The organism is Flavobacterium salilacus subsp. salilacus, from assembly GCF_004634195.1.
Taxonomy (GTDB): Bacteria; Bacteroidota; Bacteroidia; order Flavobacteriales; family Flavobacteriaceae; genus Flavobacterium; species Flavobacterium salilacus.
In genome coordinates this window covers 147304-173152 of sequence record NZ_SKBP01000002.1, presented here as the reverse complement: position 1 = coordinate 173152, position 25849 = coordinate 147304, and the positions used below count along the sequence as shown (strand labels likewise).

General features: G+C 37.8%; 19 protein-coding genes. 14 read left to right on the top strand and 5 right to left on the bottom strand.

The window, feature by feature from the left end:
• Window positions 1–169: 169 nt before the first annotated feature.
• From E0W68_RS03845 to E0W68_RS03810, 8 genes are all read left to right on the top strand, one after another.
• Window positions 170–1102: a PorP/SprF family type IX secretion system membrane protein gene (locus E0W68_RS03845; protein ID WP_135218093.1), complete on the top strand. Its 933-nt coding sequence runs from the start codon at window positions 170–172 to the stop codon at window positions 1100–1102.
• Window positions 1103–1113: 11 nt separating this feature from the next.
• The gene (locus E0W68_RS03840) at window positions 1114–3051 is read left to right on the top strand and encodes an OmpA family protein (protein WP_135218092.1); all 1938 of its coding nucleotides are present in this window, start codon (window positions 1114–1116) and stop codon (window positions 3049–3051) included.
• 171 nt (window positions 3052–3222) lie between these two features.
• Window positions 3223–5193: a peptidylprolyl isomerase gene (locus tag E0W68_RS03835; RefSeq protein ID WP_135218091.1), complete on the top strand. Its 1971-nt coding sequence runs from the start codon at window positions 3223–3225 to the stop codon at window positions 5191–5193.
• 4 nt (window positions 5194–5197) lie between these two features.
• Complete coding sequence (locus E0W68_RS03830; RefSeq protein WP_135218090.1) at window positions 5198–6049, top strand: hypothetical protein; 852 nt, start codon at window positions 5198–5200, stop codon at window positions 6047–6049.
• Entirely contained in the window at window positions 6033–7448 is a 1416-nt protein-coding gene (locus E0W68_RS03825) for a peptidylprolyl isomerase (RefSeq protein ID WP_135218089.1), read from the top strand. Before E0W68_RS03830 ends, E0W68_RS03825 begins: the two co-directional genes overlap by 17 nt.
• A gap of 106 nt (window positions 7449–7554) precedes the next feature.
• Entirely contained in the window at window positions 7555–8508 is a 954-nt protein-coding gene (locus E0W68_RS03820) for an AAA family ATPase (RefSeq protein ID WP_135218088.1), read from the top strand.
• A gap of 208 nt (window positions 8509–8716) precedes the next feature.
• Entirely contained in the window at window positions 8717–9106 is a 390-nt protein-coding gene (locus E0W68_RS03815; protein ID WP_135218087.1) for a hypothetical protein, read from the top strand.
• Window positions 9107–9429: 323 nt separating this feature from the next.
• Entirely contained in the window at window positions 9430–11697 is a 2268-nt protein-coding gene (locus tag E0W68_RS03810; protein WP_135218086.1) for an aconitate hydratase, read from the top strand.
• A gap of 96 nt (window positions 11698–11793) precedes the next feature.
• Here E0W68_RS03810 and E0W68_RS03805 read toward each other — a convergent pair whose 3' ends face one another.
• A complete protein-coding gene (locus E0W68_RS03805) occupies window positions 11794–12153 on the bottom strand; it encodes a hypothetical protein (RefSeq protein ID WP_135218085.1) in 360 nt (119 codons plus the stop codon).
• 470 nt (window positions 12154–12623) lie between these two features.
• Window positions 12624–14072 carry a glyceraldehyde-3-phosphate dehydrogenase gene (locus E0W68_RS03800; RefSeq protein WP_135218084.1) on the bottom strand — a complete coding sequence of 483 codons (1449 nt, stop codon included), beginning with the start codon at window positions 14070–14072 and terminating at the stop codon, window positions 12624–12626.
• A gap of 300 nt (window positions 14073–14372) precedes the next feature.
• On the opposite strand from E0W68_RS03800, the gene E0W68_RS03795 reads away from it, so the two are divergent.
• Window positions 14373–17123: a T9SS type A sorting domain-containing protein gene (locus tag E0W68_RS03795; protein WP_135218083.1), complete on the top strand. Its 2751-nt coding sequence runs from the start codon at window positions 14373–14375 to the stop codon at window positions 17121–17123.
• A 34-nt stretch (window positions 17124–17157) separates the two neighbouring features.
• On the opposite strand, the gene E0W68_RS03790 is transcribed toward E0W68_RS03795, so the two are convergent.
• Both E0W68_RS03790 and E0W68_RS03785 read right to left on the bottom strand, forming a co-directional pair.
• Window positions 17158–17523, bottom strand: a complete 366-nt coding sequence (locus E0W68_RS03790; protein WP_135218082.1) for a hypothetical protein — start codon at window positions 17521–17523, stop codon at window positions 17158–17160.
• Window positions 17524–17685: 162 nt separating this feature from the next.
• Window positions 17686–19077, bottom strand: a complete 1392-nt coding sequence (locus E0W68_RS03785) for a S1C family serine protease (protein WP_135218081.1) — start codon at window positions 19075–19077, stop codon at window positions 17686–17688.
• Window positions 19078–19199: 122 nt separating this feature from the next.
• On the opposite strand from E0W68_RS03785, the gene dapF reads away from it, so the two are divergent.
• From dapF to E0W68_RS03765, 4 genes are all read left to right on the top strand, one after another.
• Complete coding sequence (dapF, locus tag E0W68_RS03780; protein ID WP_135218080.1) at window positions 19200–19982, top strand: diaminopimelate epimerase; 783 nt, start codon at window positions 19200–19202, stop codon at window positions 19980–19982.
• Entirely contained in the window at window positions 19976–20506 is a 531-nt protein-coding gene (locus tag E0W68_RS03775; RefSeq protein WP_135218079.1) for a GNAT family N-acetyltransferase, read from the top strand. The genes dapF and E0W68_RS03775 overlap by 7 nt, the downstream gene beginning before the upstream one ends.
• Window positions 20507–20518: 12 nt before the next feature.
• The gene (mltG, locus tag E0W68_RS03770) at window positions 20519–21559 is read left to right on the top strand and encodes an endolytic transglycosylase MltG (RefSeq protein WP_135218078.1); all 1041 of its coding nucleotides are present in this window, start codon (window positions 20519–20521) and stop codon (window positions 21557–21559) included.
• Between the two features lie 276 nt (window positions 21560–21835).
• Complete coding sequence (locus E0W68_RS03765) at window positions 21836–22483, top strand: peptidoglycan-binding protein LysM (RefSeq protein WP_135218077.1); 648 nt, start codon at window positions 21836–21838, stop codon at window positions 22481–22483.
• A gap of 10 nt (window positions 22484–22493) precedes the next feature.
• Here the strand turns inward: E0W68_RS03765 and E0W68_RS03760 are convergent, their stop codons facing one another.
• Window positions 22494–22817, bottom strand: a complete 324-nt coding sequence (locus tag E0W68_RS03760) for a hypothetical protein (RefSeq protein ID WP_135218076.1) — start codon at window positions 22815–22817, stop codon at window positions 22494–22496.
• Window positions 22818–23248: 431 nt separating this feature from the next.
• On the opposite strand from E0W68_RS03760, the gene E0W68_RS03755 reads away from it, so the two are divergent.
• Window positions 23249–25708 (top strand): T9SS type A sorting domain-containing protein, encoded by a 2460-nt coding sequence (locus E0W68_RS03755; protein ID WP_135218075.1) that lies wholly within the window; start codon window positions 23249–23251, stop codon window positions 25706–25708.
• Window positions 25709–25849 lie beyond the last annotated feature (141 nt).

The window sequence follows — 25849 nt, the reverse complement described above, 5'->3', positions numbered from 1 at the left end:
ACATTTAAAAATCGTGCAAAAATAGCTTTTAAATTCGTTATATTGGTAAAAAATTGGGAGTAACTCCATAAAAACTGTCAGATGTTGTGCTTTGGATATAGTTGAAAATGTTACTTTTACAAAAGCTACTTGTAGCTGCTAAGGAAAAGAAAAATAATATGAAAAAAAAATGAGGTTCTTTTATACCATTTTAAAAAGCCACTTACCGTTGTTGCTCATTCTTGCCATGCAGCATATTTTTGCGCAGCAAGACCCGCAATATACGCAGTATATGTATAACACGCTTACGGTAAATCCCGGTTATACCGGCTCTACGGGAGGTATAGATGCCGTGTTGCTGCACCGCTCGCAATGGATAGGGATAGACGGCGCACCACGCACGCAGGCATTTACCGTACACTCACCCGTATGGAATGATAAGGTAGGGTTGGGGCTTAGTGCCATAAACGACAGGATAGGCCCTGCAGATGAATTTTATATCGATGGTAATTTTTCGTACACATTGTATTTAGGGATGCAGGGCAGGCTGGCTTTTGGTATGAAAGCAGGTGCGAGGGTGTTGAATATCGACTGGTCGCGGGGACGTTTTTATCAGGAGGGCGACCCGTTGCTGAATACTAACATCAACAACAGGGTAGCGGCAAGCATAGGTTCGGGTATTTACTATTATACCGATAAATGGTATGCAGGCGTATCAATACCCAATTTTATAAAAGATAATTATTATGACGATATACAGGAAACGGTAGTATCGGACAGGTTACATTATTATGTAATGGGTGGCTATGTGTTTGACCTTTCGGAGAGTATAAAATTTAAACCTGCCTTTTTGGGTAAAATTGTTACCGGTTCGCCTGTAACGGTTGATGGCTCGGCAAATTTTCTGTTTCAGGAAAAATTTACACTGGGAGCCGGTTACCGGTGGGACGATGCCGTGAGCGCACTGGCAGGCTTTCAAGTAACCCAAGAATTATTTTTAGGATATTCCTACGATTATTCGACAACCGAATTGAGCAAGTATAATGATGGTTCGCACGAAATTATAGTACGCTTTCAGTTGCAGCCGAAAACTACCCGTATTAAATCGCCAAGATTCTTTTAAACCCAACAGCTATGAAAAGAATAGTACCTATAATCGTTTTATTTTTCAGTATAACGGCTTGCTTTGGTCAGTATAAATTGAAAAAGGCTGATAAGTTGTTTGATGAAATGGCTTATGTTGATGCAGCAAAAGCCTATGAGGCATATATAAAGTCAGAATATACTCCCACAAAACAAACGATACTGAAAATTGCCGATACCTATTACTACATCAGCAATTATGAAAATGCCCAAAGCTGGTATGAAAAGTATGGAGCTGATGCTCTTGATGATACTCATTTTAACCGTTATATACATACACTTCGCATTACCGAGCAATATAATAAAGCCGACAAGATAATGAGAAATCATCTTACAGCTAAAGGAGATAAAGCAGCCTTGAACCGTTTTGAAAACCAAAAAGTACACCTTGACAGTATTAACAATACAGAGTCGTTATATACTATTTCAAATCTTGATAGTAATACCAATAAAGCTGATTTTGGTACTGCTTTTTATGGCAATAAAATAGTATATGCATCAGGTAAAGATACTACCCATTTAGGCGGTAAAATTTATCAGTGGAACGAACAGCCTTTTTTAGATTTATTTGTTGCCGAGCGTAATCCAGATGATGGTGCTCTGCAGGAAGAAACCAAGTTTATGAAAAAAGCGCAAACACGCTATCATAATGCTTCATTGGTTTTTACCCCCGATTTGCAAAAAGTATATTACAGTACTAATACCGTAAAAAAACATGGCAGGCTGGATAGCGCAGAAGATGGCACAAATAACATACGCATTGTAAAAGGCACAATAGCTGATGATGCTATAGTGAACACACAACTGTTGCCATTTAACAATATTAGCTATTCGGTGGCACACCCTGCATTGAGTGCCGATGGCAACTGGCTGTTTTTTACGAGTGATATGCCCGGAGGCTTTGGCGAAACGGATATCTATGCCGTAGCAATTAATGAAGATGGCACATACGGTAATCCCGTGAACCTTGGCGAAACCATAAATACATCAGGCAAAGAAATGTTTCCGTTTGTAAATGGCGATAAATTGTATTTTGCTTCCAACGGGCATTACGGGCTGGGCGGTCTTGATATATTCGAAAGTACAATAACAGGCGAAATGAATTTTACAGCCCCTAAAAACTTAGGCAAACCCGTAAACAGCAACCTTGATGATTTTGCCTATATAACGGATTTTGAAAATAGTTACGGCTATTTTTCGTCGAATCGTGCAGGTGGTAAGGGTGACGATGATATTTACTATTTTACCCGAAAAGAGCCTGCCTGCATCCATATCCTTACAGGAATTGTAACTGATGCCACCAGCAAAAAACCAATTGAAGGAGTCACAATAAAAGTAGGCGATATATATGGAAAAGTAGTAGGTACAGGCGATGTAACTACGGATGCGGAAGGAAGATACATATTAGAAGAAGTACCATGTAATTTTTATATTATGACAGGGGCTTTCAAGAAGGGGTATAGTACAGACACGGATGATGTTACCACACCGGGCGCTCCATCAGGAGAGGTAATAATGGATTTTGAGTTGGTTAAGTATGACAACCTTATAGTTAAGGAAGATAATGTAGAGAAGATTAAAATAGAACCTATCTATTTTGACTTTGATAAATATGACATTACACCGCAGGCAGCTACCGAGCTGGATAAGGTGGTTTTTGTACTGGAAAACTTCCCTGATATTGTTATAAAAATAGAATCGCATACCGATTCGAGAGGAAATGATGACTATAATATGAAACTTTCCGACAACAGGGCTAAAGCTACTTATGCCTATATCATGTCAAAAGGTATAGTTCCGGAACGTATAGAAAGCGTAAAAGGTTATGGAGAGTCGCAACTAAGGAATAAGTGTAGCAACGGTATAGAATGTACCGAAGAAGAGCACCTTTACAACAGGCGGTCTGATTTTATAATTGTGCAAAAATAACCCACAGTAGGTTTCAGGGCTTTTTATTTTAATGTTTTAGGGTTTAAATTGTTGTATAATCTTTGTGAATTATTACTTTTGTTGGTCGCAAAAAAGCTGCGGATAATTTATACTAACATATAGTTATATACGTTTACTAACCGAGTTTAAGAGTTATAAATTTTAACAACAATGAAATTAAAAAAGGTTCTTTTAGGTTTGTCCTTATTTATTGCTGCAACATCGTTTGCTCAACAGGAAAAAAAAGAGGTTTTATTTACCATAGACGGAAACCCTTATTATACTGAAGAATTTGTAAGGGTGTACAACAAAAACCTCGATTTGGTAAAAGATGATTCTCAAAAAGATTTAGATAATTACCTCGACCTTTTTATAGGGTATAAATTAAAAGTGAATAAGGCAAACAAACTGGGTTTGCAAGAGGGTAAAAAATACCAAGGCGAGTTAAAATCATACCGAACCCAACTGGCTAAAAATTACCTTACCGATACCAAAGTAACCGACGAACTTATTGAAGAAGCTTATGAGCGCTCTAAAAAAGAAATAAAAGCTTCGCATATACTGTTCATGCTAAACGAAAATGCAGCACCGGCCGATACGCTTAAAGCCTATAACAAAGCTATGGATGTGCGTAAAAAAGCCTTGGCAGGTGAAGATTTTGGCAAACTTGCCGCACAATACTCTGAAGATCCTTCTGCCAAAGAAAACAAAGGTGATTTAGGCTATTTCTCTGTTTTCAGGATGGTATATAAGTTTGAAAATGGTGTATATAATACTCCGAAAGGAGAAGTATCTATGCCGATACGTACTCGTTTTGGTTATCATTTAATCAAAGTAAATGATGTAAGAAAAAACAGAGGCGAAATTACCGTTGCACACATAATGATACTAAAGCCGAGAAAAGAAGATGCAGCAGAAGAAGCCAAAGCAAAACAAACTATCGAAGAGATATATCAAAAATTAAAACAAGGAGAAGATTTTGAGAGCCTTGCCAAACAATTCTCTCAAGATAAATCGACTGCGCCGGCAGGAGGAAAGCTAAACAAATTTAATTCAGGCGAATTAAGTTCCGTTACTTTTGAAGACCGTGCATTTGCATTAAAGACACCGGGAGAATACTCCGAGCCGTTTCAGTCAGAGTATGGTTGGCATATTGTTAAGTTGATAGAAAAACATCCTGCCAAACCTTTTGATGATGTGAAAGACGAGTTTGAAAACAGGATAAAAAGAGATGATCGATCTAAGCTTATAGCAGCCTCTATGAATGAGAAGCTCAGAGCGAGATATAAAGTAGATAAAGATGCCAAGCTGTATGCTAAAGTACTGAAGATGCTTAATGATAAGCTATATGAAAAAACTTGGGAAGCACCTGCGGAAAGCGATGTTTATGACAAAACATTGTTTACAATTAACGGGGAGAAACAGCTTAGCGCAAAATCATTTTTAAATTATATCGCCTCACACCAAACGGTTATGGCACCCGTTAAACCACTATCTAAATATGCAGATGCTGTTTCAGAGAAATACCTGGATGAGCAGGTTGCGGTTTACTATGATGAAAACTTGGAAAGGGAATTTCCTGAGTTTGGTATAATAATGCAGGAATATCGTGACGGTTTATTACTTTTTGACCTGATGGAGAAAGAAATTTGGGAAAAAGCAAAAACAGATACTATCGGACTTGAGCAGTTTTACAATAAAAACATAGCGAACTACCAGTGGAAAGAAAGAGTAGATGCAGATATTTATTCCTCTACTGACGAAGATGTGATAAAGAAAACCAGAAAATACCTTAAAAAAGGTAAAGACGCTACCTATATTAAGGAACAACTGAACACAGCAGACCAGGTTAATGTTATTGAAAAAACAGGTGTTTTTGAAACAGACAGCGATGTACTGCCCAAACAGGATAAATACAAAGAAGGTATTTCGGATATTATAAAAGCAGGTGAATATTATTATGTGGTAAAAACTAATAAAGTATTGCCTGCCGGGCCAAAAACACTCGACGAAAGCAAAGGTCGTGTTGTAAACGATTATCAGCAGTATCTTGAAAGTAAGTGGGTAGATGACCTTAAAGCTGAATTTACCGTAAAAGTAAATGAAGATGCGTTTAAAAAAGTAAAAAAAGAACTCCGTTAACAGTATGATAAAAAATGCCGTTCTGTTTCTTTCAGTACTTGTTTTTTCGTCATGCGATTCTTTTAAAGAAGAGCAAAAACCCGAAGCCGTAGCAAGGGTTAATAATTCGTACCTTTACCCCGACGATATTAAAGGCATAGTACCTGACGGTACTTCAAAAGAAGACAGTATAGCAATAGTAAATAGTTTTATAAACCGTTGGGCTTCGCAAAAGCTCCTGTACAATGCAGCAGAAGTAAACCTTAGTGAGGACAAGCAAAAAGAATACGACAATTTGGTAAATCAGTATAAAATTGATTTATATACCAAGGCATATATCGAAGAACTTGTAAAGCGGAGCGTAGATACTTTGGTAACAGATGCAGATATAAAAGCCTATTATGATTTGCACAAAGACAACTTTAGGACTACCGAAACACTGGTAAGACTGAAATATATAAAACTGGATAAGAACCATCCTAAGTTTAATAATATCAGGACAAAATTTTTGAGCAACAATAAAAAAGACATTAAAGCCCTTAATGATATATCAATACAGTTTAAAAGTTTTGCGTTTAACGACAGTACTTGGGTAAACATGAATCAGGTATATACCAAACTGCCGTTTATCACCCCTGATAATCGTGATAAATATATCGATAACGCTATATCATACCAATATCCTGACTCTACTGATGTATATATGGTAAAAGTTGTAAAAGTGTTAGGAAAGAACAGCATATCTCCCTACGGCTATATTAAGCCTACTTTGCAGCAGCTTATAATAAATAGTAGAAAACTGGAGTTAATAAAGAAGTTAGAAAAGGAAATAACAGACGATGCGATTAAAAATAACAAATATGAAATTTATAAGTAGCAGGATACAATTTGTCCTGGCTTTTTTATTTCTGGCTTTTGCACCCGCAAAGGCTCAGGAAATTATTAAGGAAACAGAAACCGATACTGTTAAACCTGCGGTAGCAAAGCCAACCGGCAGGATAAAAGTAGATGGTATTGTGGCGGTAGTGGGAGACTATGTAGTGCTGGATTCAGATATTGATTTGATGTACAGAGAGCTTCAGGCGCAAAACGTGCCTATTAAAGACGTTAAGCGTTGTGAACTTTTGGGTAAATTGATGGAAGATAAACTATATGCCCACCAAGCAATACAAGATAGTATTATTGTTACCGATGCAGAGGTAAAGGAGACTATGAGTAAGCAAATAGACTATTTTGTAGAGCAAATAGGATCGGAAGAAAAGATGGTATCCTATTTCAAAAAGAAAGATATAGACTCATTTAAAGCAGAGCTTTCCGAAATGATAAAAACGCAGAAGCTTACTGAGCAAATGCAAAAGAAAATAATAGATGAGGTAACCATTACTCCCGAAGAGGTAAGAATATTTTTCTCTAAGTTCAAAGGTGATGAAATACCTGTATTCGGTGCCGAAATGGAAGTAGCACAAATTGTGATTAAACCCGAAATTTCTCAAGAAGAAAAGCAAAAAGTAATAGACAGGCTTAAGGAAATTAAAAATGATGTATTGCAAAACGGAGCCAGTTTTTATAGTAAAGCCGTTTTATATTCTGAAGACCCGGGTTCAAGGTCGAACGGAGGATATTATAAAATGACTCGTAAAACCCCTTTTGTAAAAGAGTTTAAAGATGCAGCCTTTAGTCTTGACGAAGGAGAAATCTCTGAACCTGTAGAAACAGAGTTTGGTTACCACCTTATATATGTAGAAAAAATAAGAGGGCAAGAGCTGGACGTAAGGCATATACTGATGAAGCCAAAAGTTAGCAATGAAGCCTTAAGTAAAGCAAAAGATAGAACATTACAGATAAGACAACGCATACAAAATGGAGAAATATCATTTGCCGAAGCAGCAAGGTCTGAATCTGATGAAAAAGAAACCAAAAACAGCGGCGGATTGTTATTAAACCCAAGAACGCTTGAAACACGCTTTGAATTAACCAAATTACCACCCGAAATATACAGTGACGTGGTTGATTTAAAAGAAGGAGAAATAACCCCTGTATTACTTAATGATGATCCGGCAACAGGAAAAAGCTGGAAAATAATGACAGTTACTAACCGTTATAATGAGCACACAGCAGATTATGCATTAGATTATACAAAGATTAAAGACCTCGCTCTTAAAGAAAAACAGATACAGGCGATTGCCAAATGGAGTGACGAAAAAATTAAGGAAACCTATGTAAAAGTGAGCCCTGAGTATCGTGATTGTGATTTTGCCAACAACTGGGTTAAATAATTTTTATCCCGCCCTATCATAAATGTTAGGTAAAGAGTAAAAATATTTTTAAGTTTGAAGCTAAGGAAAGTTCCTTAGCTTTTATTTATATAAATAAAAAGATACCATGTCAGACGTAGCAGCTATTCAGCATTTAGTGCAGAAACAAAAAGATCTTAAAAAAGAGATTGCAAAAATAATTGTAGGACAAGACGAGGTTGTAAACCAAATTGTGTTAAGTATCTTTTCAGGAGGTCATGCACTGCTTGTAGGTGTACCCGGTTTAGCTAAGACGCTTATGGTAAACACCATATCACAAGCGTTGGGGCTTGATTTTAAACGGATACAGTTTACGCCCGACCTGATGCCTTCGGATATACTGGGGAGTGAAATACTGGACGAAAACAGACAGTTTAAATTCATAAAAGGTCCTATTTTCTCTAATATTATTTTAGCAGACGAAATAAACCGTACACCACCAAAAACGCAGGCAGCCTTGTTGGAAGCGATGCAGGAAAAAGCCGTAACCATTGCAGGGCATCATCATAAGCTGTCATTACCCTACTTTGTTTTGGCAACACAAAACCCAATAGAACAAGAGGGAACATACCCACTGCCTGAAGCACAGCTTGACAGGTTTATGTTTGCCATTAAACTGGAATATCCTTCTTTTGAAGAAGAGGTACAAGTAGTAAAGAGTACTACAGCAGATATAAATGAAGTAGTATCACCACTATTTACAGCTCAGGAAATTATAGATTTTCAGCAATTAATAAGAAGAATACCTGTAGCCGACAACGTTGTTGAGTATGCAGTACGACTTGTTAGTAAAACAAGACCGGGTAACCCACTGGCGGATGATTTTGTTAATAACTATCTCGATTGGGGCGCAGGACCACGTGCATCACAAAACCTAATACTGGCCGCAAAAACCAATTCGGCACTAAAAGGTAAATACTCTCCGGATATAGAAGATGTACAGGCTGTTGCCACCGGTATATTACGACACAGGATTATTAAAAACTACAAAGCCGATGCCGAAGGCATAACGGAAGAAATGATAATAAAAAAGCTGTTTTAAACAGCTTTTTTTTATGCCCTTATATTCCTGCGGTATTACTTCAAAATCCCTTATTTTATTAGCCGGAATGTATATTACATAATCATAATACTGCAATTAAATAGCTGGTTTATTACTGTATTGTTAATATTTTATTGATAAAATTTTAATAAATAAAATAAAAACATCAATTCAACGTTATATATTTGTTATCTAATCTAAAAAAGAAATGAAATCACTCCTTACTAATCTACCTGAAATCTTTTTTATAGGTTTGGGTGGCGCATGGTTAATAGAGAATTTATATTCTAGTAATCATGTCAATTATGTTGCACTTTTAGTTATTTGGCTTTTATTTTTACAACTTATTTACAAAAACAGGATTACAGGAATATTATATGGAAATTTGCTCGGCATGTTTTCATTATATATGCTCGGTGCTGTATATTCAGAATTTTCAGAGTTTGAAACAATTACTACCAATGCCATAATGCTTCTTGTTGTTGGCGGCGGAATGTTTGGCATCAGTATTTTTATGGCAGGAAGAATGCTGTACAATTACCTTACAACCGATAAAAATCATGCCGATAACGAGTTTACCGTATCTATTAAGATATAATAATCTATAGTAGGTAAACTAATTTTACTATATCGTTTTAGAAGATTTTATACTATAAAATAGCTATTTGCTCATTTCTGCAAATAGCTATTTTTATTTAGTAAGGGCTTATTATTCTCAAATTATCAAAATAAAATTGATATTTTGATAATTCGTAAAAAAAACATGCTGTTATATAAACTTATTGCATTATTTGCATCAAAATAGAATGTTTATAAATAATAATTCCCGTAAACTAAAGAAACCCTAAAAATTTTTTAATTGATTTAAGAATTAGTAATTTTACACCACATTTTTACAAACGAACATTAATACAACTTACTATGGCTTTTGATATTGAAATGATCAAAAAAGTGTATGCGAATATGGCTGAGCGTGTAGATAAAGCACGCGAACTTGTAGGTCGTCCGCTTACACTTTCTGAAAAGATTTTATACTCACACCTTTGGGACGGAACACCATCTCAGGCATTTACACGCGGTAAAGATTACGTAGATTTTGCTCCTGATAGAGTAGCATGCCAGGATGCTACGGCACAAATGGCATTATTACAATTTATGCATGCCGGTAAACCAAAAGTTGCAGTACCCACTACAGTACACTGTGACCACCTTATACAAGCAAAAGTAGGCGCAAACGCCGATTTAAAGAGAGCGAAAGAGCAAAGTAACGAAGTGTTTGACTTCCTTTCTTCTGTATCCAATAAATATGGTATCGGATTTTGGAAACCGGGAGCAGGAATCATTCACCAAGTGGTGCTTGAAAACTATGCTTTCCCCGGCGGAATGATGATTGGTACCGATTCTCACACTGTTAATGCCGGTGGTCTTGGTATGGTAGCAATAGGAGTAGGAGGTGCCGATGCCGTAGATGTAATGAGCGGTATGGCATGGGAACTTAAATTCCCGAAACTGATAGGTGTAAAACTTACAGGTAAACTATCGGGCTGGACAGCCCCTAAAGATATTATACTTAAAGTAGCAGGCATCCTTACTGTAAAAGGGGGAACAGGTGCTATTATAGAATATTTTGGCGAAGGCGCAAAGGCAATGTCCTGTACCGGTAAAGGTACTATATGTAACATGGGTGCCGAGGTTGGTGCAACCACATCAACATTCGGGTATGACGAGTCTATGGATAGATACCTGCGTGCTACTGACAGAGCCGATGTGGCCGATGCTGCGAACGAAGTAGCATCATACCTTACTGCTGATGATGAAGTATATGCAAACCCTGAACAATATTTTGATCAGGTTATCGAAATAAACCTAAGCGAACTGGAACCCTACCTTAATGGTCCTTTCACTCCCGATTTAGCTACACCAATCTCTAAAATGAGAGAAGAAGCTATCAAGAATGATTGGCCGCTAAACATACAAGTAGGTTTGATAGGTTCGTGTACCAACTCTTCTTACGAAGACATTTCACGTTCCGTATCGCTTGCCAAACAGGCAGCCGATAAAAAACTGAAACCAAAATCGAAATTTACCATTACACCGGGTTCAGAATTAGTGCGATATACTATAGAGCGCGATGGTTTTATTGATACTTTCGATAAAATAGGAGCTACCGTATTTGCCAATGCCTGCGGACCATGTATTGGTATGTGGGACAGAGAGGGTTCTGAAAAAGAAGAGCGTAACACTATCGTTCACTCATTCAACCGTAACTTCTCTAAGCGTGCCGATGGTAACCCAAACACCCTTGCATTTGTAGGTTCTCCTGAGCTGGTTACGGCACTCGCCATTGCGGGCGATTTGGGCTTTAACCCAATGACGGATAAATTGATAAATGAGGATGGCGAAGAGGTAATGCTTGACGAACCGACAGGATGGGAACTTCCGCCAAACGGTTTTGCTGTTGAAGATGCAGGCTATCAGGCTCCGGCAGAAGACGGCTCCAATGTAGAAGTGGTAGTAAGCGATAGTTCAGAGCGTTTACAACTCTTAGCTCCGTTTACCCCTTGGGATGGTAAAAATATTATGGGTGCAAAACTGCTGATTAAAGCCTTTGGTAAATGTACTACCGACCATATCTCTATGGCAGGGCCTTGGTTACGTTTTCGCGGTCACCTTGATAATATATCAAACAACATGCTTATAGGTGCCGTAAATGCCTATAACCAAAAAACAAACAACGTTAAAAACCAGCTTACAGGCGAGTATGATGCCGTGCCTGCTGTGGCACGTGCTTATAAAGCTGCGGGTGTACCAAGCATAGTTGTGGGCGACCATAACTATGGCGAAGGCTCCAGCCGTGAGCATGCTGCTATGGAGCCAAGACATCTTGGTGTAATGGCGGTATTGGTAAAATCGTTTGCACGTATTCATGAAACCAACCTTAAAAAACAAGGTATGTTGGCACTTACTTTTGCCAACGAGGCAGATTATGATAAAATACAGGAAAACGATACCTTTAACTTTGTAGATCTTACCGCATTTGCACCGGGCAAACAACTTACGCTGGAGGTACTGCACAATGATGGTTCTAAAGATGTTATCATGGTAAACCACTCGTATAACGCTGGGCAAATAGGCTGGTTTGTAGCCGGTAGTGCGCTAAACCTTATTGCTGCGGCAAGCAGGGCATAAATAAAGTAAATTTAGTTTTAAATATAAAACCCCTCTGCCGAAAGGTTAGAGGGGTTTGTTGTTACAGTCATTTCTTACTATGATTGTTATGGCGCTTTACGGCTTGTCATCACATGTAACCAGTTGAAAGTTTTTGTTCGTATCTATAACCGTTTCCCGTTCCATGTCTGATATAGATTGTACTGTTTTGTTCAGTATCGCTTTTTTATCGCGGCTTTCATGTGAGTTCATTTTCAAATTGGTGAGCATAAAGGTAGTAAAGCGATTTGCACCCGTCATATACGAGCGCAGTGCCTCACTTATGCCTGTATCCTGCCTGCGGCATATCAGGTTTGCCCTTCCTTTACGGATAGCTCTTATGGCATTACGCCAAAAATTTTTCGGACTTTTATTGCCTATCGTAAATTTTAGTTCCTTGCCACCCGGTAATTCAAGAAGTATAAAATAATTTTTCATAATACAAATATTTAACCAAATATACGATATATATTAACATATATTTTTTATTTATTAAATAAATGTCAATGATTTATTAAAAAAATCGAATTAATCATATTTTAAATAATGAAAAGGTTAAGGAAGATTGTTTCGTCGTACCTCCTCGCAATGACGGTGTGCGTGTGTCATTGCGAGCGTAGTGCAACGGAGCGTGGCAATCTGTTTTTAATTTGGAGTATCATTATGTAACCACCCCGGCTTTCAGCCACCCCTCCAAAGGAGGGGAAGTGTTACCGCGTCATTACGGGTATAGTGCAACGGAGCGAGGCAATCTGTTTTAGTGTAGTTTTTTGGATTGCTTCGTCGTTCCTCCTCGCAATGACGTGTACGACGTTCCTCGTAGAAATAAACAAAAAAATCCGGCTCAACTGAGCCGGATTCTGTACAGAAAAATGGTTAGTCTTTCTGTCCGCATCTATGTTCTCCTATTAATAGTATGTATATCTCCTTACTTTAGATATGTATTTTGCCAGTCGGATAACCTGGTGGCTGTAGCCATATTCGTTATCATACCATACATACAGTACTATGTTTTTGCCATCTCCGCTCACTATGGTGGCGTTGCTGTCAAAAATAGCAGGCTGTGCCGTGCCTACAATATCAGAAGATACCAGCTCGTTACTGAGCGAGTATTTTATTTGCTCTACCAGTTGCCCTTCCAGCGCGTAGTGTTTCATAATATCGTTTACTTCGGCTATTGTGGTTGGTTTTTCTACCTCAAGGTTCAGTACCACCAATGATCCGTTGGGTACGGGTACACGAATAGCGTTTGAGGTTAACTTTCCTGCTAATGCCGGTAAGGCTTTGGCAACTGCGCTGCCGGCACCTGTTTCGGTAATAACCATGTTAAGCCCCGCAGCCCTGCCACGACGGTATTTTTTGTGCATGTTGTCAACCAGGTTCTGGTCGTTGGTATAGGCGTGTATGGTTTCCAAGTGCCCTTTTACCACGCCCAGTGTGTCCTCTACTGCTTTAAGCACAGGGGTAATAGCGTTGGTAGTACAGGATGCTGCCGAGAAAATATCCACTTCATCAGGGTTATATTCATTGTGGTTTACACCATATACTATATTGGGTACGCCTTTGCCGGGTGCGGTAAGCAATACTTTTTCGGCACCCTTTGAGCTTAGGTGGCGTTGCAGTGCCTCTTCGGTAGTAAATGCTCCGGTATTGTCTATAATAAGGGCATTGTTAATACCATATTTAGTATAGTCTATCTCTTCGGGTGTGTTGGCACTGATGATATGTACGGTAGTACCGTTTATAATAAGTGCATTGTTTTCAGGATCGGCAGCTACCGAGCCTTCAAAATCGCCATGAATAGAGTCATAACGCAGTAACGAAGCTCTTTTTTCGAGTAGTACGGCATCGTTTTTATCGCGGGTAACAATGGCTCTTAGCCTCAACTGGTTGCCTTTGCCTATTTTTGACATCATTTCTCTTGCCAATAGTCTTCCTATACGACCAAAACCATACAGTACCACGTCTTTGGGTTCTATGTTTGGGCTTGCTTTGGCATCTTTCAGTTTGTCGAGTACAAAAGCGGTAGCATCGTTATACTTGTCATCTTCAAGATGGTACTCGTAGGTAAGTTTACCGATGTCTATACGCGAAGGCGGAAGGTCTAACGATTGAATGGCTCTTGCTATTTCTACAGAGTCGAATATGTTAATGGGTTTGTTTACAAACTCAACGGCATATTCATGCAGGTTAATAATGTCGCTTACGTTTCTGTCGATAAGCTGATTTCTGAATAGTACAAGCTCTATGGACTTATCATACCACAGGTCGCTCACAATTTTAATGAATTCTACCCCCGCTCTCCTTCTGTCGGCCTGGAAAGACAGTTCTTTTTCGTATAAAACATTATTGTTCATGAAGATAAAAGATTAATTAGTGTTGTATCGTGGTGCAAAAGTATATATTTCAAACGTTTTCGTAAAATAAAATTCACTTTTTTTATTTTCATTAATCACAATATAATTACAGCCTTATACTCCTGTTAGTAATACGTTATTTGACAAGTAAAATCAGCTCATTACGTAATAATATCTATGGGTTTTAAAAATTCACGATTGTTAAATTTATCATAAAATTATGTTATAATTGTTATTTTAATTCCTTTCAGGGTTAAAATTTGTTATTTTTATTCTTTAACCAACATAAAATTGTTATATATGAAAAAACATTTACAATGGCTGGGCTACAGCCTTTTATTTTGTGTGCTTTTTATTTCTAATGGAAATGCACAAATAACGTATTCAGAAAATTTTGATGATGATGATCATGGGTGGGGGCTGTATTCCTTTGGGGAAAGCGATATGGTTCCTTGTGAGGGTGCAGGAGGACTTTTAGCGAATATATATGAGTGGGAGGATTATGCCGATATGTTGTCTCCCTCTTTAGGTACAGCAGATGGTAATCCTGTAATCTTTACTTATCAATACAAGTTATTGCAATACGATTCGACTGAACCTACCGAACCTGTATTAAATGAAGACGATTGGGGCGCAATAGGAGTATTTTATGCGACATCTCCTACAGGTCCTTTTATACCTATTGATGAGGTAAATACTACAAACCATACCGAATCTGCTTCATGTGAAACCAGAACAGTGGTGTTTACACCGCCGGCGGGAAGCCAGGTATATATTGGTATAGCTGCACAATTAGACTATTGGGATAATGATTATTATGTATTTATAGATGATATAAATATTGATGCTGCGCCAGATTGTACGGGAACTCCTGCCGCATCAGCAGCAATAGCGTCTTCTACTACTGTTTGTGAAACACAAGAAATTTCTCTTGGTCTTAGTCCTGGTTATGATGTAGCTGGTTTAGACTACCAATGGCAAACTTCTACCGATGGAACAAACTTTACAGATGTAGCAACAGGCGGTAGTGATGCAGGATATGTTACTACCCAAACGGAAACAACCTGGTACAGAGCTGTAGTGAGCTGCCCTTCGGGTGGAGATGAAGTTATTAGTGAGCCTGTTATGGTTACTTCTACCGGATTGCCTTGCTATTGTGATATAGTGTTTGACGGAGATGTTGAACCAATAACATATGTGAATTTTGCCGGTATAGATAATGAAACATCAGCTACTATTAACGGAACACCCGGCGTAGAGAATTTTACTTCTTTGCCTCCTGCTGAGGTAACGGTAGGTCAGACTTACACTATTACTCTTGAAGGGAATACAGCCGGATCTTATGAAACTCCTTTTACCGTTTATATAGATTTTAATCAGAATGGAGTGCTTGATGATGAAGGAGAAGTTTTCCAGGCAGGCTCTGTTGATAGCTCTACTGGGGTAGATGGACAACAAGCTATTACAGAAATAACAATACCGGCTACGGCTATGGAAGGATTAACTTATATGAGAGTATTAAAACTGTTTGATGAATATTCTACCGACCCATGTTCAAGCGAAGATGGTGTAGGATATGGTCAGGCAGAAGATTATCTTATAAATATAAGTCCGTGTACTACAGAAGCACCGATAGCTGAAGCAGACCAAACGTTTTGCCTGGAAGCATCGATACAAGACCTTGTTACCGGCAGTACATTGGGAGATACTATATTATGGTATGCAGATGAAACAGGAGGAGAACCTCTTGAGGCATCAACAATGTTAGTTGACGGAACTACTTATTATGCATCATTAACACCTGAGGGAGGTTGTGAAAGCACAGAGCGTACGCCTGTTACGGCTAACATAACAACAGTTGAGAGTGCTACAGTTCAAACTACTCAACCAACTTGTACCGATTCTTTTGGTGTTATAGAAATTATTGCTCCGCTGGGTGCAGCGTATCAATACAGCATAGATGGAGAAAACTATCAATCATCTCCGGTGTTTGAAAATGTTTTACCCGAAAGTTATAATGTCGTTGTAAGTGTAGATGGGTGTAACTCTAATGCTGTTGATGTAATCATAGACCCTGCGCCGGAAACACCCGAAATGCCTACCGTGAGCATTACCCAACCTACATGTGATAATCCGACAGGAACTATAGAAGTAACTTCGCCTCTTGGAGAAGATATGACTTATACTATAGATGGAGCTATCTATCAGGCATCACCTATATTTTCAGGTTTAAATCCCGGTAATTATCTAGTTACTGCTCAAAATAGTGAAGGATGTATTAGTGAGCCGTTTACAGCAGTAATTGAACCTGTACAGGCAATTGATGCTCCAACCGCCGATGCAGAACAATTGTTTTGTAACACTGCTGTTATAGACGATCTTGAGGCAGATGGTGATGTGGTATGGTATGCAGCCGCTACAGACGGTGAGATTCTGGATGAAGAAATGATGCTTGCCAATGGCGTTACTTATTATGCAGCCCAAACCGATGGTGAATGCGAGAGTACAGAGAGAACTGCTGTAACTGTTACTATAAATGTTGTACCTGCACCTACGGGAGAAAGCACACAGCAATTTGAATACGATTCTGATATGTTGGTTTATCCTATAGTAGATCAAATTGTAGTTGAAGGAGTTGATGGTGCTGAGTTTACCTGGTATGCTTCTGAAGAGGATGCAATTGCAGGTGAAAATGCTATTAGTACAGATACTGAAATGACAGAAAGTGCAACGTATTATGTGACTCAAACTGTTGATGGTTGCGAAAGTGAGCCGTTTGCAGTAACTGTTGATATAATATTAAGTAATGAGAATTTTGTTGCAGGTAGCTTTACCTATCATCCTAACCCTGTAAACGATATTTTAAATCTATCGTACACAAATGTTATAGAAAGGGTGGAAGTATATAACCTGATAGGACAAAAAGTGTCAGAAAAACACGGTAACCAAAACGAAATGATTGTTAATATGACTGAACTTTCGGCAGGAACCTATCTTGTTAAAGTAACTTCTGAAGGAGTTTCTAAAACTATTAAAGTTGTTAAGCAGTAAATAATAACTGCTATAGAATATAAAAGAAAGTCGGCTATATAGCCGACTTTCTTATTTTTTTAAACTTTTTAGAGGAAATAAAACCCATTGCCGGATACATTATTGCAGCAAGCAAAAATATATGAGGCATAAATTCTTTCTTTTCAAGATGTAACATATATGATGTCACCAAAAGCGCGGGCGACTCAAGATACCAACATATAATTCGGGCTTGTTTGGGCTTTATATTAAGATTACGCCAAAAAAAACTGATTATCAATACCGTAGTAGCCAATCCTATTATAATTACTCCGGGATAATAGAGTTCTTTAATTATTTCATCAATTCCTTTTAAAATAAGTAACAGCGCAGTAATAAAATGTAAAAAGTATTCCAGCTTTCGTGCAGTTTTCTTTTTCATTATCCAATTTTCGTAGTTTTGCCAAAAATACTCAAATCAAAATAACATAATATTTACCCTAATGTTATCATTAAGTTGCATTTTGTTATAATTTTTTTACATTAAAATAAAGCCCTGTGTATCAAACATACACAGGGCTTTTCTTATATAAGGATAAGCTTATTATATTAAGAATCGAACCAATTCACCATTTTTGGTAAGCATTTCCACACGAGTTTTCTGATTGGGGCTTTTACCCGAAAGCACATCTGATACCGTTTCTATATCTTTAGCTTTTACATTATCAATGCTCAGTATAATACCGTCTTTCAACTCATCATAATAAGGCATATAGCGTTCATCCGTAATATTTTTTATTCTCACGCCATAATTCAGTTTCATTCTTTTCTTTTCGGCTGCACTCAAGTCTTCAAGTTCAAGCCCGCTATAGCTGTAAATTTCATTTTTAGTAAGGCGCACGGGTAAAGTAAGTTTATCGCCATCACGGCTAATGCCTACTTTTACCACATCATTTGGTCGTTTGGTAACTATAGCAGCGTTAAGGTCAGAAAAACCATTTACAGGTTTGTTATCTATGGCAGTAATAATATCACCTTTTTTAATTCCGGCTTTATCAGCTCCGGAGTCTTTTACCACGCTGTTTACATAAAAACCTTGTGTTTCGCTAATGCCCAACTCTTTAGATACTGTGCTGTTAAGCTCGCCACCTTGCACACCAAGTACCCCACGTTGCACATTACCAAACTCCATGATGTCCTCTATAATTTTTCGGGCAATATTAGAGGGTACAGCAAAAGAGTACCCTACATAAGACCCCGTCATAGAGGATATTAGTGTATTAATACCTATCAATTCACCGCGAGTGTTTACCAAAGCACCACCGCTGTTACCGGGATTAACGGCTGCATCGGTTTGTATAAAAGACTGTATGCCATCCTTACTTAAATTACGTGCTTTAGCCGAGACGATACCCGCCGTAACTGTTGAGGTTAAATTATAAGGATTACCCACGGCAAGCACCCATTCGCCTACTTTAATATCATCAGAATTGCCAAAAGTAGCATAAGGTAACTTCTCATCAGTATCTACCTTAAGCAGGGCAATGTCCATTTTAGAGTCAGTACCCACCAAGCGTGCTTTATATGATCTGTTATCGTTAAGCGTTACTTCCAGTTCCGAAGCATTCTGTATTACGTGATTGTTGGTTACTATATACCCATCTTCGGTAATTATAACCCCCGATCCTGTGCCTACCTGTGCTTGCTGCTCGCCACCGCGATAGCCATAAAAATATTCCAGTATTGGGTTGGATGGTGTCCTGGAGTACGAAACGTTTTTAACGTGTACAACAGTATGCACTGCCCCATCGGCAGCTTTAGTAAAATCTACATTTTCGGCACCCAGTGCCACTGTTTGTGTATAATTTGTTTGTGCCGGAGCAACTGATAAAGCAGAGGTATTTATGGTATCCTCATCAAATACCAGTTTATAAGCTCCAAGCGTAGTAGCTCCGCTGAGTAATGCTACAAGAAAAAGGCTTGAAATTCTTTTCATAGTTCTAAACAGTATTTAATTTATTAACGGTTATAGTAAAAAATAAAATTTTTTGCGGGTAAATTTTTTGCAATGGTTACCCAACCATTTATTTGTATTTTTGCTTAATAGTTTAAAAAATAATGCAACACACATTTTATAAATATCAAGGCACGGGAAACGATTTCATTATCATTGATAATCGTACAGATACCTTTTCCAAAAATGATACCAAACTGATTGAAAAACTTTGCGACCGTAAGTTTGGCATTGGTGCTGATGGGTTAATACTATTAGAGAACGATAATGATACCGATTTTCGTATGGTATATTTTAATTCCGACGGAAATGAGAGCAGTATGTGCGGTAATGGTGGCAGATGCATAGTAGCTTTTGCCAAAAAACTGGATATAATAGATGACGATGCCACCTTTAAGGCAATAGACGGCAGGCATTATGCAACGATAGACGAAAACGGTATTGTGTCTTTACAAATGAAAGACGTTAATACTGTTACCGTATATGAAAATTATGTATTTCTCGATACCGGTTCGCCACACCACGTCGAGTTGGTAGATGAATTGGATACTTTTGATGTAAAAACCATAGGGGCGGGCATTCGCTACAGCGGTTTGTATGGCGATAAAGGTTCTAATGTAAACTTTGTAAAGCAAGTAGAGGCTTACAAATTTTCAGTACGTACGTATGAGCGTGGGGTAGAAGATGAAACCCTTTCGTGCGGTACAGGAGTAACAGCCGTAGCTATAGCCATGAAAGTGCTTAATAAAACAGGCAATACTACTGTTTTGCTAACTACAGAGGGTGGCGAACTTGAAGTTTCGTTTAAACAAAACAATAAACAGTTTACAGAAATTTATCTTACAGGGCCGGCAACATTTGTTTTTAAAGGCGAAATACAATGGTAACTTTACAAGGCGAAAATATATACCTGAGAGCTTTAGAACCGGATGATTTGGAATTTATCTACCAAATGGAAAACGATGAAAAAGTATGGGATGTTAGTAATACCATAACGCCTTACAGTCGTTTTCTGATAAGGCAATATCTGGAAAATGCACATCAGGATATCTTTGAAGCCAAACAACTGCGCCTTGCCATTTGTAAAAATCAAACTTTTGAAACCATAGGACTTATTGACCTTTTTGATTTCGATCCGTTAAACCAAAGGGCGGGAGTGGGCATAATAATAAAGGAAACCGATAACAGAAATTCAGGTTACGGCAGCCAGGCCTTAGCACTTTTAATAGACTATGCTTTTACACGATTACAGCTTCATCAGCTTTATGCAAATATTAATCCTGACAATGTGTCGAGTATAGCTCTTTTTACTAATTTTGGCTTTGCTTGCATAGGCATAAAAAAAGACTGGGTTAAAAAAGAAAATCAGTATGCCGATGAAGCAATGTATCAATTAATTCACCAACTTTAATATCATATCATTTTGAAATTCAGACGATTTGTAGCTATTTTCTCTTTAGTGGTTATAACAGCGGGCACTATATACGGTTATCTTATTTATAAAGATATATTCTCAGAAAACACCTCATTTTCAGACAGCAAAGTTGCCATATATATCCCAACGGGAGCAACATATGCACAGGTAGAAGACAGTGTGAGACCCTATATTCAGGATATGGAACGTTTTAAAATGGTAGCCGATAAAAAGTCATATCCGCAATATGTAAAAGCAGGAAAGTTTATACTTAAAAGAGGAATGAACAGTAATGATATTATTAACGCGCTTCGCCAGCCAGTGCCTGTAAATGTATCGTTTAACAATCAGGAAACACTGGAACGTGCCGTAGGAAGGATTGCCGTACAGATAGAAGCCGATAGCATTGCTTTATTAAAGACTTTTACTGATGAAACCTTTTTATCTGAAAATGGTTTTACCGAAGATAATGTGCTGAGCCTTTTTATACCCAATACCTATGAATTTTTTTGGGATACCTCGCCACGAAAAATCAGAGAGAAATTAGCAAAAGAATACAGAAGGTTCTGGACACCCGAACGGGTTGCCAAAGCAGAGGCTTTAAACCTTACACCACTACAGGTATCATCATTAGCAGCTATTGTGCATAAAGAAACGGTAAAAGAAGATGAACGCCCCAGAGTGGCAGGAGTTTACCTGAACAGACTTAAAAAAGGAATGAAACTGGAGGCTGACCCTACAGTTATATATGCCATGAAAAAAGAATCGGGCGATTTTGACCAAGTAATAAAACGAGTTTTGTTTAAAGACCTTCTTACAGACTCGCCCTATAATACTTATATGTACCAAGGGGTACCGCCGGGACCTATAGCTATGCCCGATATTTCGGCATTGGATGCGGTATTAAACCCCGAGCAGCACAATTATATTTATTTTTGTGCAAGTGTAACAAACTTCGGTTATCATGAGTTTGCAGTTACAGCAGCGCAACATGAAGTCAATCGTAAAAAGTATGTAGCTTGGGTAGAAAAAATGGGTATAAAACGATAAACACCCTTAACTATTCTTGCTAAAAACAGGGCAAGAATCACTTTTCTGCCGGTACTTTTATGTTAAAATTTATTTCTTGAATTACAGTTTGCTTTACATTGGCTTAACACTATTGTTTATAGGGTTTCAGCAAGATTTAAACTGTCATTTACAGCATGTAAATTATGTTAAAAGATTAAGTTTAAGTTAACTCATTGTAAATCAGGTTTATTTTTTTTCATATCTTTGCCCGCTATAAATTTCATCAGGGTGACAGACTATGAGAAATAAAACTTTATGATAAAAAAACAATGGATGTATTTTTTGGGTTTAGCCCTAATTATTTCAATTGTAAGTTCGGGTTTTAAGCCCAACAAAGCAAAACAATTTGGTAAAATAGAAGGATTTCATTTGGCGGAAGATGAAATTCTAAATTATACTGTTGCTGCAGTAAACGAATCTGCAAAAATTTCAGTTCCCTTTACCGGAAAATCGTATATCGGTTTTAAACAGGCAATAGCCATTAAAGAATCACAAGGGCTATATAAGTTAGTTAACCCTTACGGTTATATGGGTAAATACCAGTTTGGTAAAGTTACCTTGAGAGCGATAGGGATAACTGACACGCAAGAGTTTTTAAACAACCCGCAACTTCAGGAGAGGGCTTTTAAAGCGCTTTTAGCCAAAAACAAATGGGAACTTCGAAAGGAGATACCCAAATATGAAGGTAAGGTTATTAACGGTATTAAAATTACCGAATCGGGGCTTCTTGCCGCTGCGCACCTTGCAGGGGCGGGTTCTGTAAAAAAATTTTTAAAGAGTAATGGTACAAGAGGGTTTAAGGATGGCTTTGGTACATCTCTTAAAAGCTATATTAAAAAATTCGGAGGTTATGACACTTCTAATATTGTAGCCAACCGCTCTGCCAAAGTAAAATTAGATTAATTTTCCATTTTTATACAGCCCCGTTTTTTATGCGGGGCTTTTCCACTTTTAATACTGCAATTTTTTCTTCTGTTTCTTTCAGGCGTTGTTCTTGCTCCTGTATTACTTTTTCGTTTTTACCTATTAATATGGGGTTACGTCTCAGTCTTTTATAGCGTCTTTCAGAAAGATAAACTGAATGGTGTTTTTGAAGCTCTTTTAGTAATTGTCCATAAGTTACTCCCGGTGTAATGATTTCGTTTTGTGCATCGTGTTTAAGTATGTATGAACTTAATTTATCTTGGTAAAATAAAGATTTGCTTCTTGCTCTTCTGTATTTTGCAAGTAGTTTCATTTTCTTTTTTTTATACTTTGGAGCTGTAAATATGTATACTGCAATACTAATTAAAAGTATAGTAACTATTGTGAATTCCGGTATAAAATTCATGAGGTTTTGTGTTATTTAGTTTAGTAGGTTTTTCAATTGTAAATATAGCACAAAATATTTTTATATACAGTTATTAAATATTATACTTCCTTTAAACAGTATCTTTTCGACGATTAATTGCATCTTTTTAACGAAAGATTGCAGAATACTATAAATATTATAGATATTAATTAATTAAAAAAAATGAATTACTATAAACCCATTTTTTATCACTGAAAATGAGTATTTAAACATATTTTTATTAACACGAAAACGTTGTAGTTTAAGTTTTTAGTTTTTATATTATTAATAAAACAATTAAATAATCTAATTTTAATTAAAATTTTAATAATTGAGATATGAAAATCAAATTACTTTTATTTTTCATCTTCACGAGTACATTTTGTTCACAAGTGTTTTCGCAAAGCGCGGGCTTTAATAATACTTTTATTGTATTCAGTATCAATGGTAGCTTAAATCTGTATTATGATCTTAATGCAGCTACGGCTAACTATGATTTTGATGGTCAGTCGTTAGGGACTTTTTGCGAAGGTGGTACAGGCTTAATTTTTAAAGGTGGGGAACACAATATATATAAATGTGGCGGATGCGACCTTACCAGTACACGAATTTATTACAGAATATATTTAACCGGTAATGGTGCTTCGGGAAACTTTGTAAGTAATTCGCTTAATTATTTTAGCGGATTTAATAATGGTTGCGGAGGGCAGGATCAACGTTGGGAGAAATTAGATTATAATACCAACTTACTATCAGGATTAAGCGCCGGAAATTATACTATAGAGGTGTACTCCGATGCAACCATAACCTGTGGTACGGGTACTGTATATGCCGGTAATAACGGTGCAAATTATAAAGCTACTTTTACCGTAAGTCCCACTACTGTAGGAGGTACACTGTCTGGAGATACTGAGTTTTGCAGTACTGTGAACAGTGGAGCATTAATGCTTTCAGGACATATGGGTAATGTAATTCGTTGGGAGTCATCTCCCGTATTGGATTTTAGTGCCTCAGTTACCCAAATTGCCAACACAACAGCATCTCTCAGTTTAAATAATGTTACCGCTACCACTTATTACAGAGTGGTTGTTCAGAGCAACGAATGTTTACAGCAATATTCTTCAGTGCATGCAGTTACTATAAATCCTAATTCCTGGACAGGGGCTATAGACAGTAGCTGGAATGAGCCACTTAACTGGTGTGGAGGTGTTCCTGCGCCTACTGATGCGGTAATGATAGGGATGCAGGATAACGAACCAATAATCAATTCGGGAGCCGCTATTGAAGTAGAAAGTATCACATTGCTTTCGGGCGGCTCATTGGTTGTGAACAGCGGAGCGAATCTTACAGTTACCAATGCAGTTTCCGTAGCATCAGATGCTACATTTACTGTAGAGGATAATGCTAACCTGATACAGGTGAACGATGTGGCTAATAGTGGAGTTATTTCAGTAGAAAAAAAATCATCACCGTTATACAGGCTCGATTATACCTTGTGGTCTTCGCCTGTCGCGGGGCAAAACCTACAGGAGTTTTCCCCTAATACACTGTCTAATCGTTTTTATGATTATGATGAAGCTACCGATCTTTATGACGGGATATCGCCCGCAGAAAATGATTTTGTAACCGGGCAGGGCTATCTCATACGCATGCCTAACAATCATCCGGCTTATGTAGATGAGAGCACGCCCGGCACGGTATGGACAGGGACATTTACAGGAATACCTAATAATGGCGATATAACGGTACCCACAACCAGCTCGTTTAACGGTTATAACTTAATAGGAAACCCATATCCTTCAGCAATTAATATTCATGATTTTTTTGATGCAAATGCGGGCACGGTAAATGAAACATCGGCACTTTATTTCTGGAGGAAACGCAACAACCCTGAAGCTACCACATATGCACTCATAACCAAATCGGCATACACGATGAATGCTGCTTCAGGAGGCGATACGGGTTCAGATACTTTTACTGGCGACCCCTCCGGCTGGGTTATCAACCCGGGGCAAGGCTTCTTTGTGCAAGTAACAGGCAGTAGCGTTACATTTAATAACAGTATGCGTATGGGGGTTAATAACGGGCAATTTTTTAGAATGGAACAAAATGAACAGAATACCTCTTTAATGTCGCGGTTATGGCTTAACATTACAAGTAATGAAGGTGGTTTTAAACAAACCGCTGTAACATATAGTAATGAAGCTACTTTGGGGTTAGATTACGGTTGGGATGGTAAAATGCTTACTAACGACGGTGCGATAGCTTTATACTCTGTTGTTGACGGAGTGGAGCTTGGCATACAGGCAAGACCCCAGTTTGATGAGAATGACGTAGTTCCCTTGGCATATAAGGTTACTGATGCCGGGAGCTACACCATTAGTTTAGATCATTTTGATGGGGTTTTTGAACAGGGACAGAATATATATCTGAAAGATAATATAACAGGAGAGGTAGCCGACCTTAAAGAGGGAAATTATATGTTTACTACCGAGGCAGGGCAGTTTACCAATCGTTTTGAGATAGTATATACTACGGAAACACTTGGCATTAAAGATACTGTATTAGTACCCGATACTATTGCGGTATATCAAAAAGATAATTTAATAACCATTGATGGCGGTACTGTTAATGTGAAGCAGATTAGCATATACGATATTAGAGGAAGGCTTATTTATACCAAGTCCGATATAAACGCTAACATAGTTACAATAACAGATCTTGATGTGCAGCAACAAGTTATAGTACTACACATTATTACCGATAATGGCTTGGTGACTAAAAAGCTAATCATGTAAGGTTTACCGCATGTGATATTTTTTTGGATTTAAAATCCTTGTTTATACAAAAGCCTGTATTGAACAATGCAGGCTTTTGTATGCTAAATAGTATTGTGAGATAAGTACTTATAAAAAATTGAAAAATAAAAAACCAAAGAT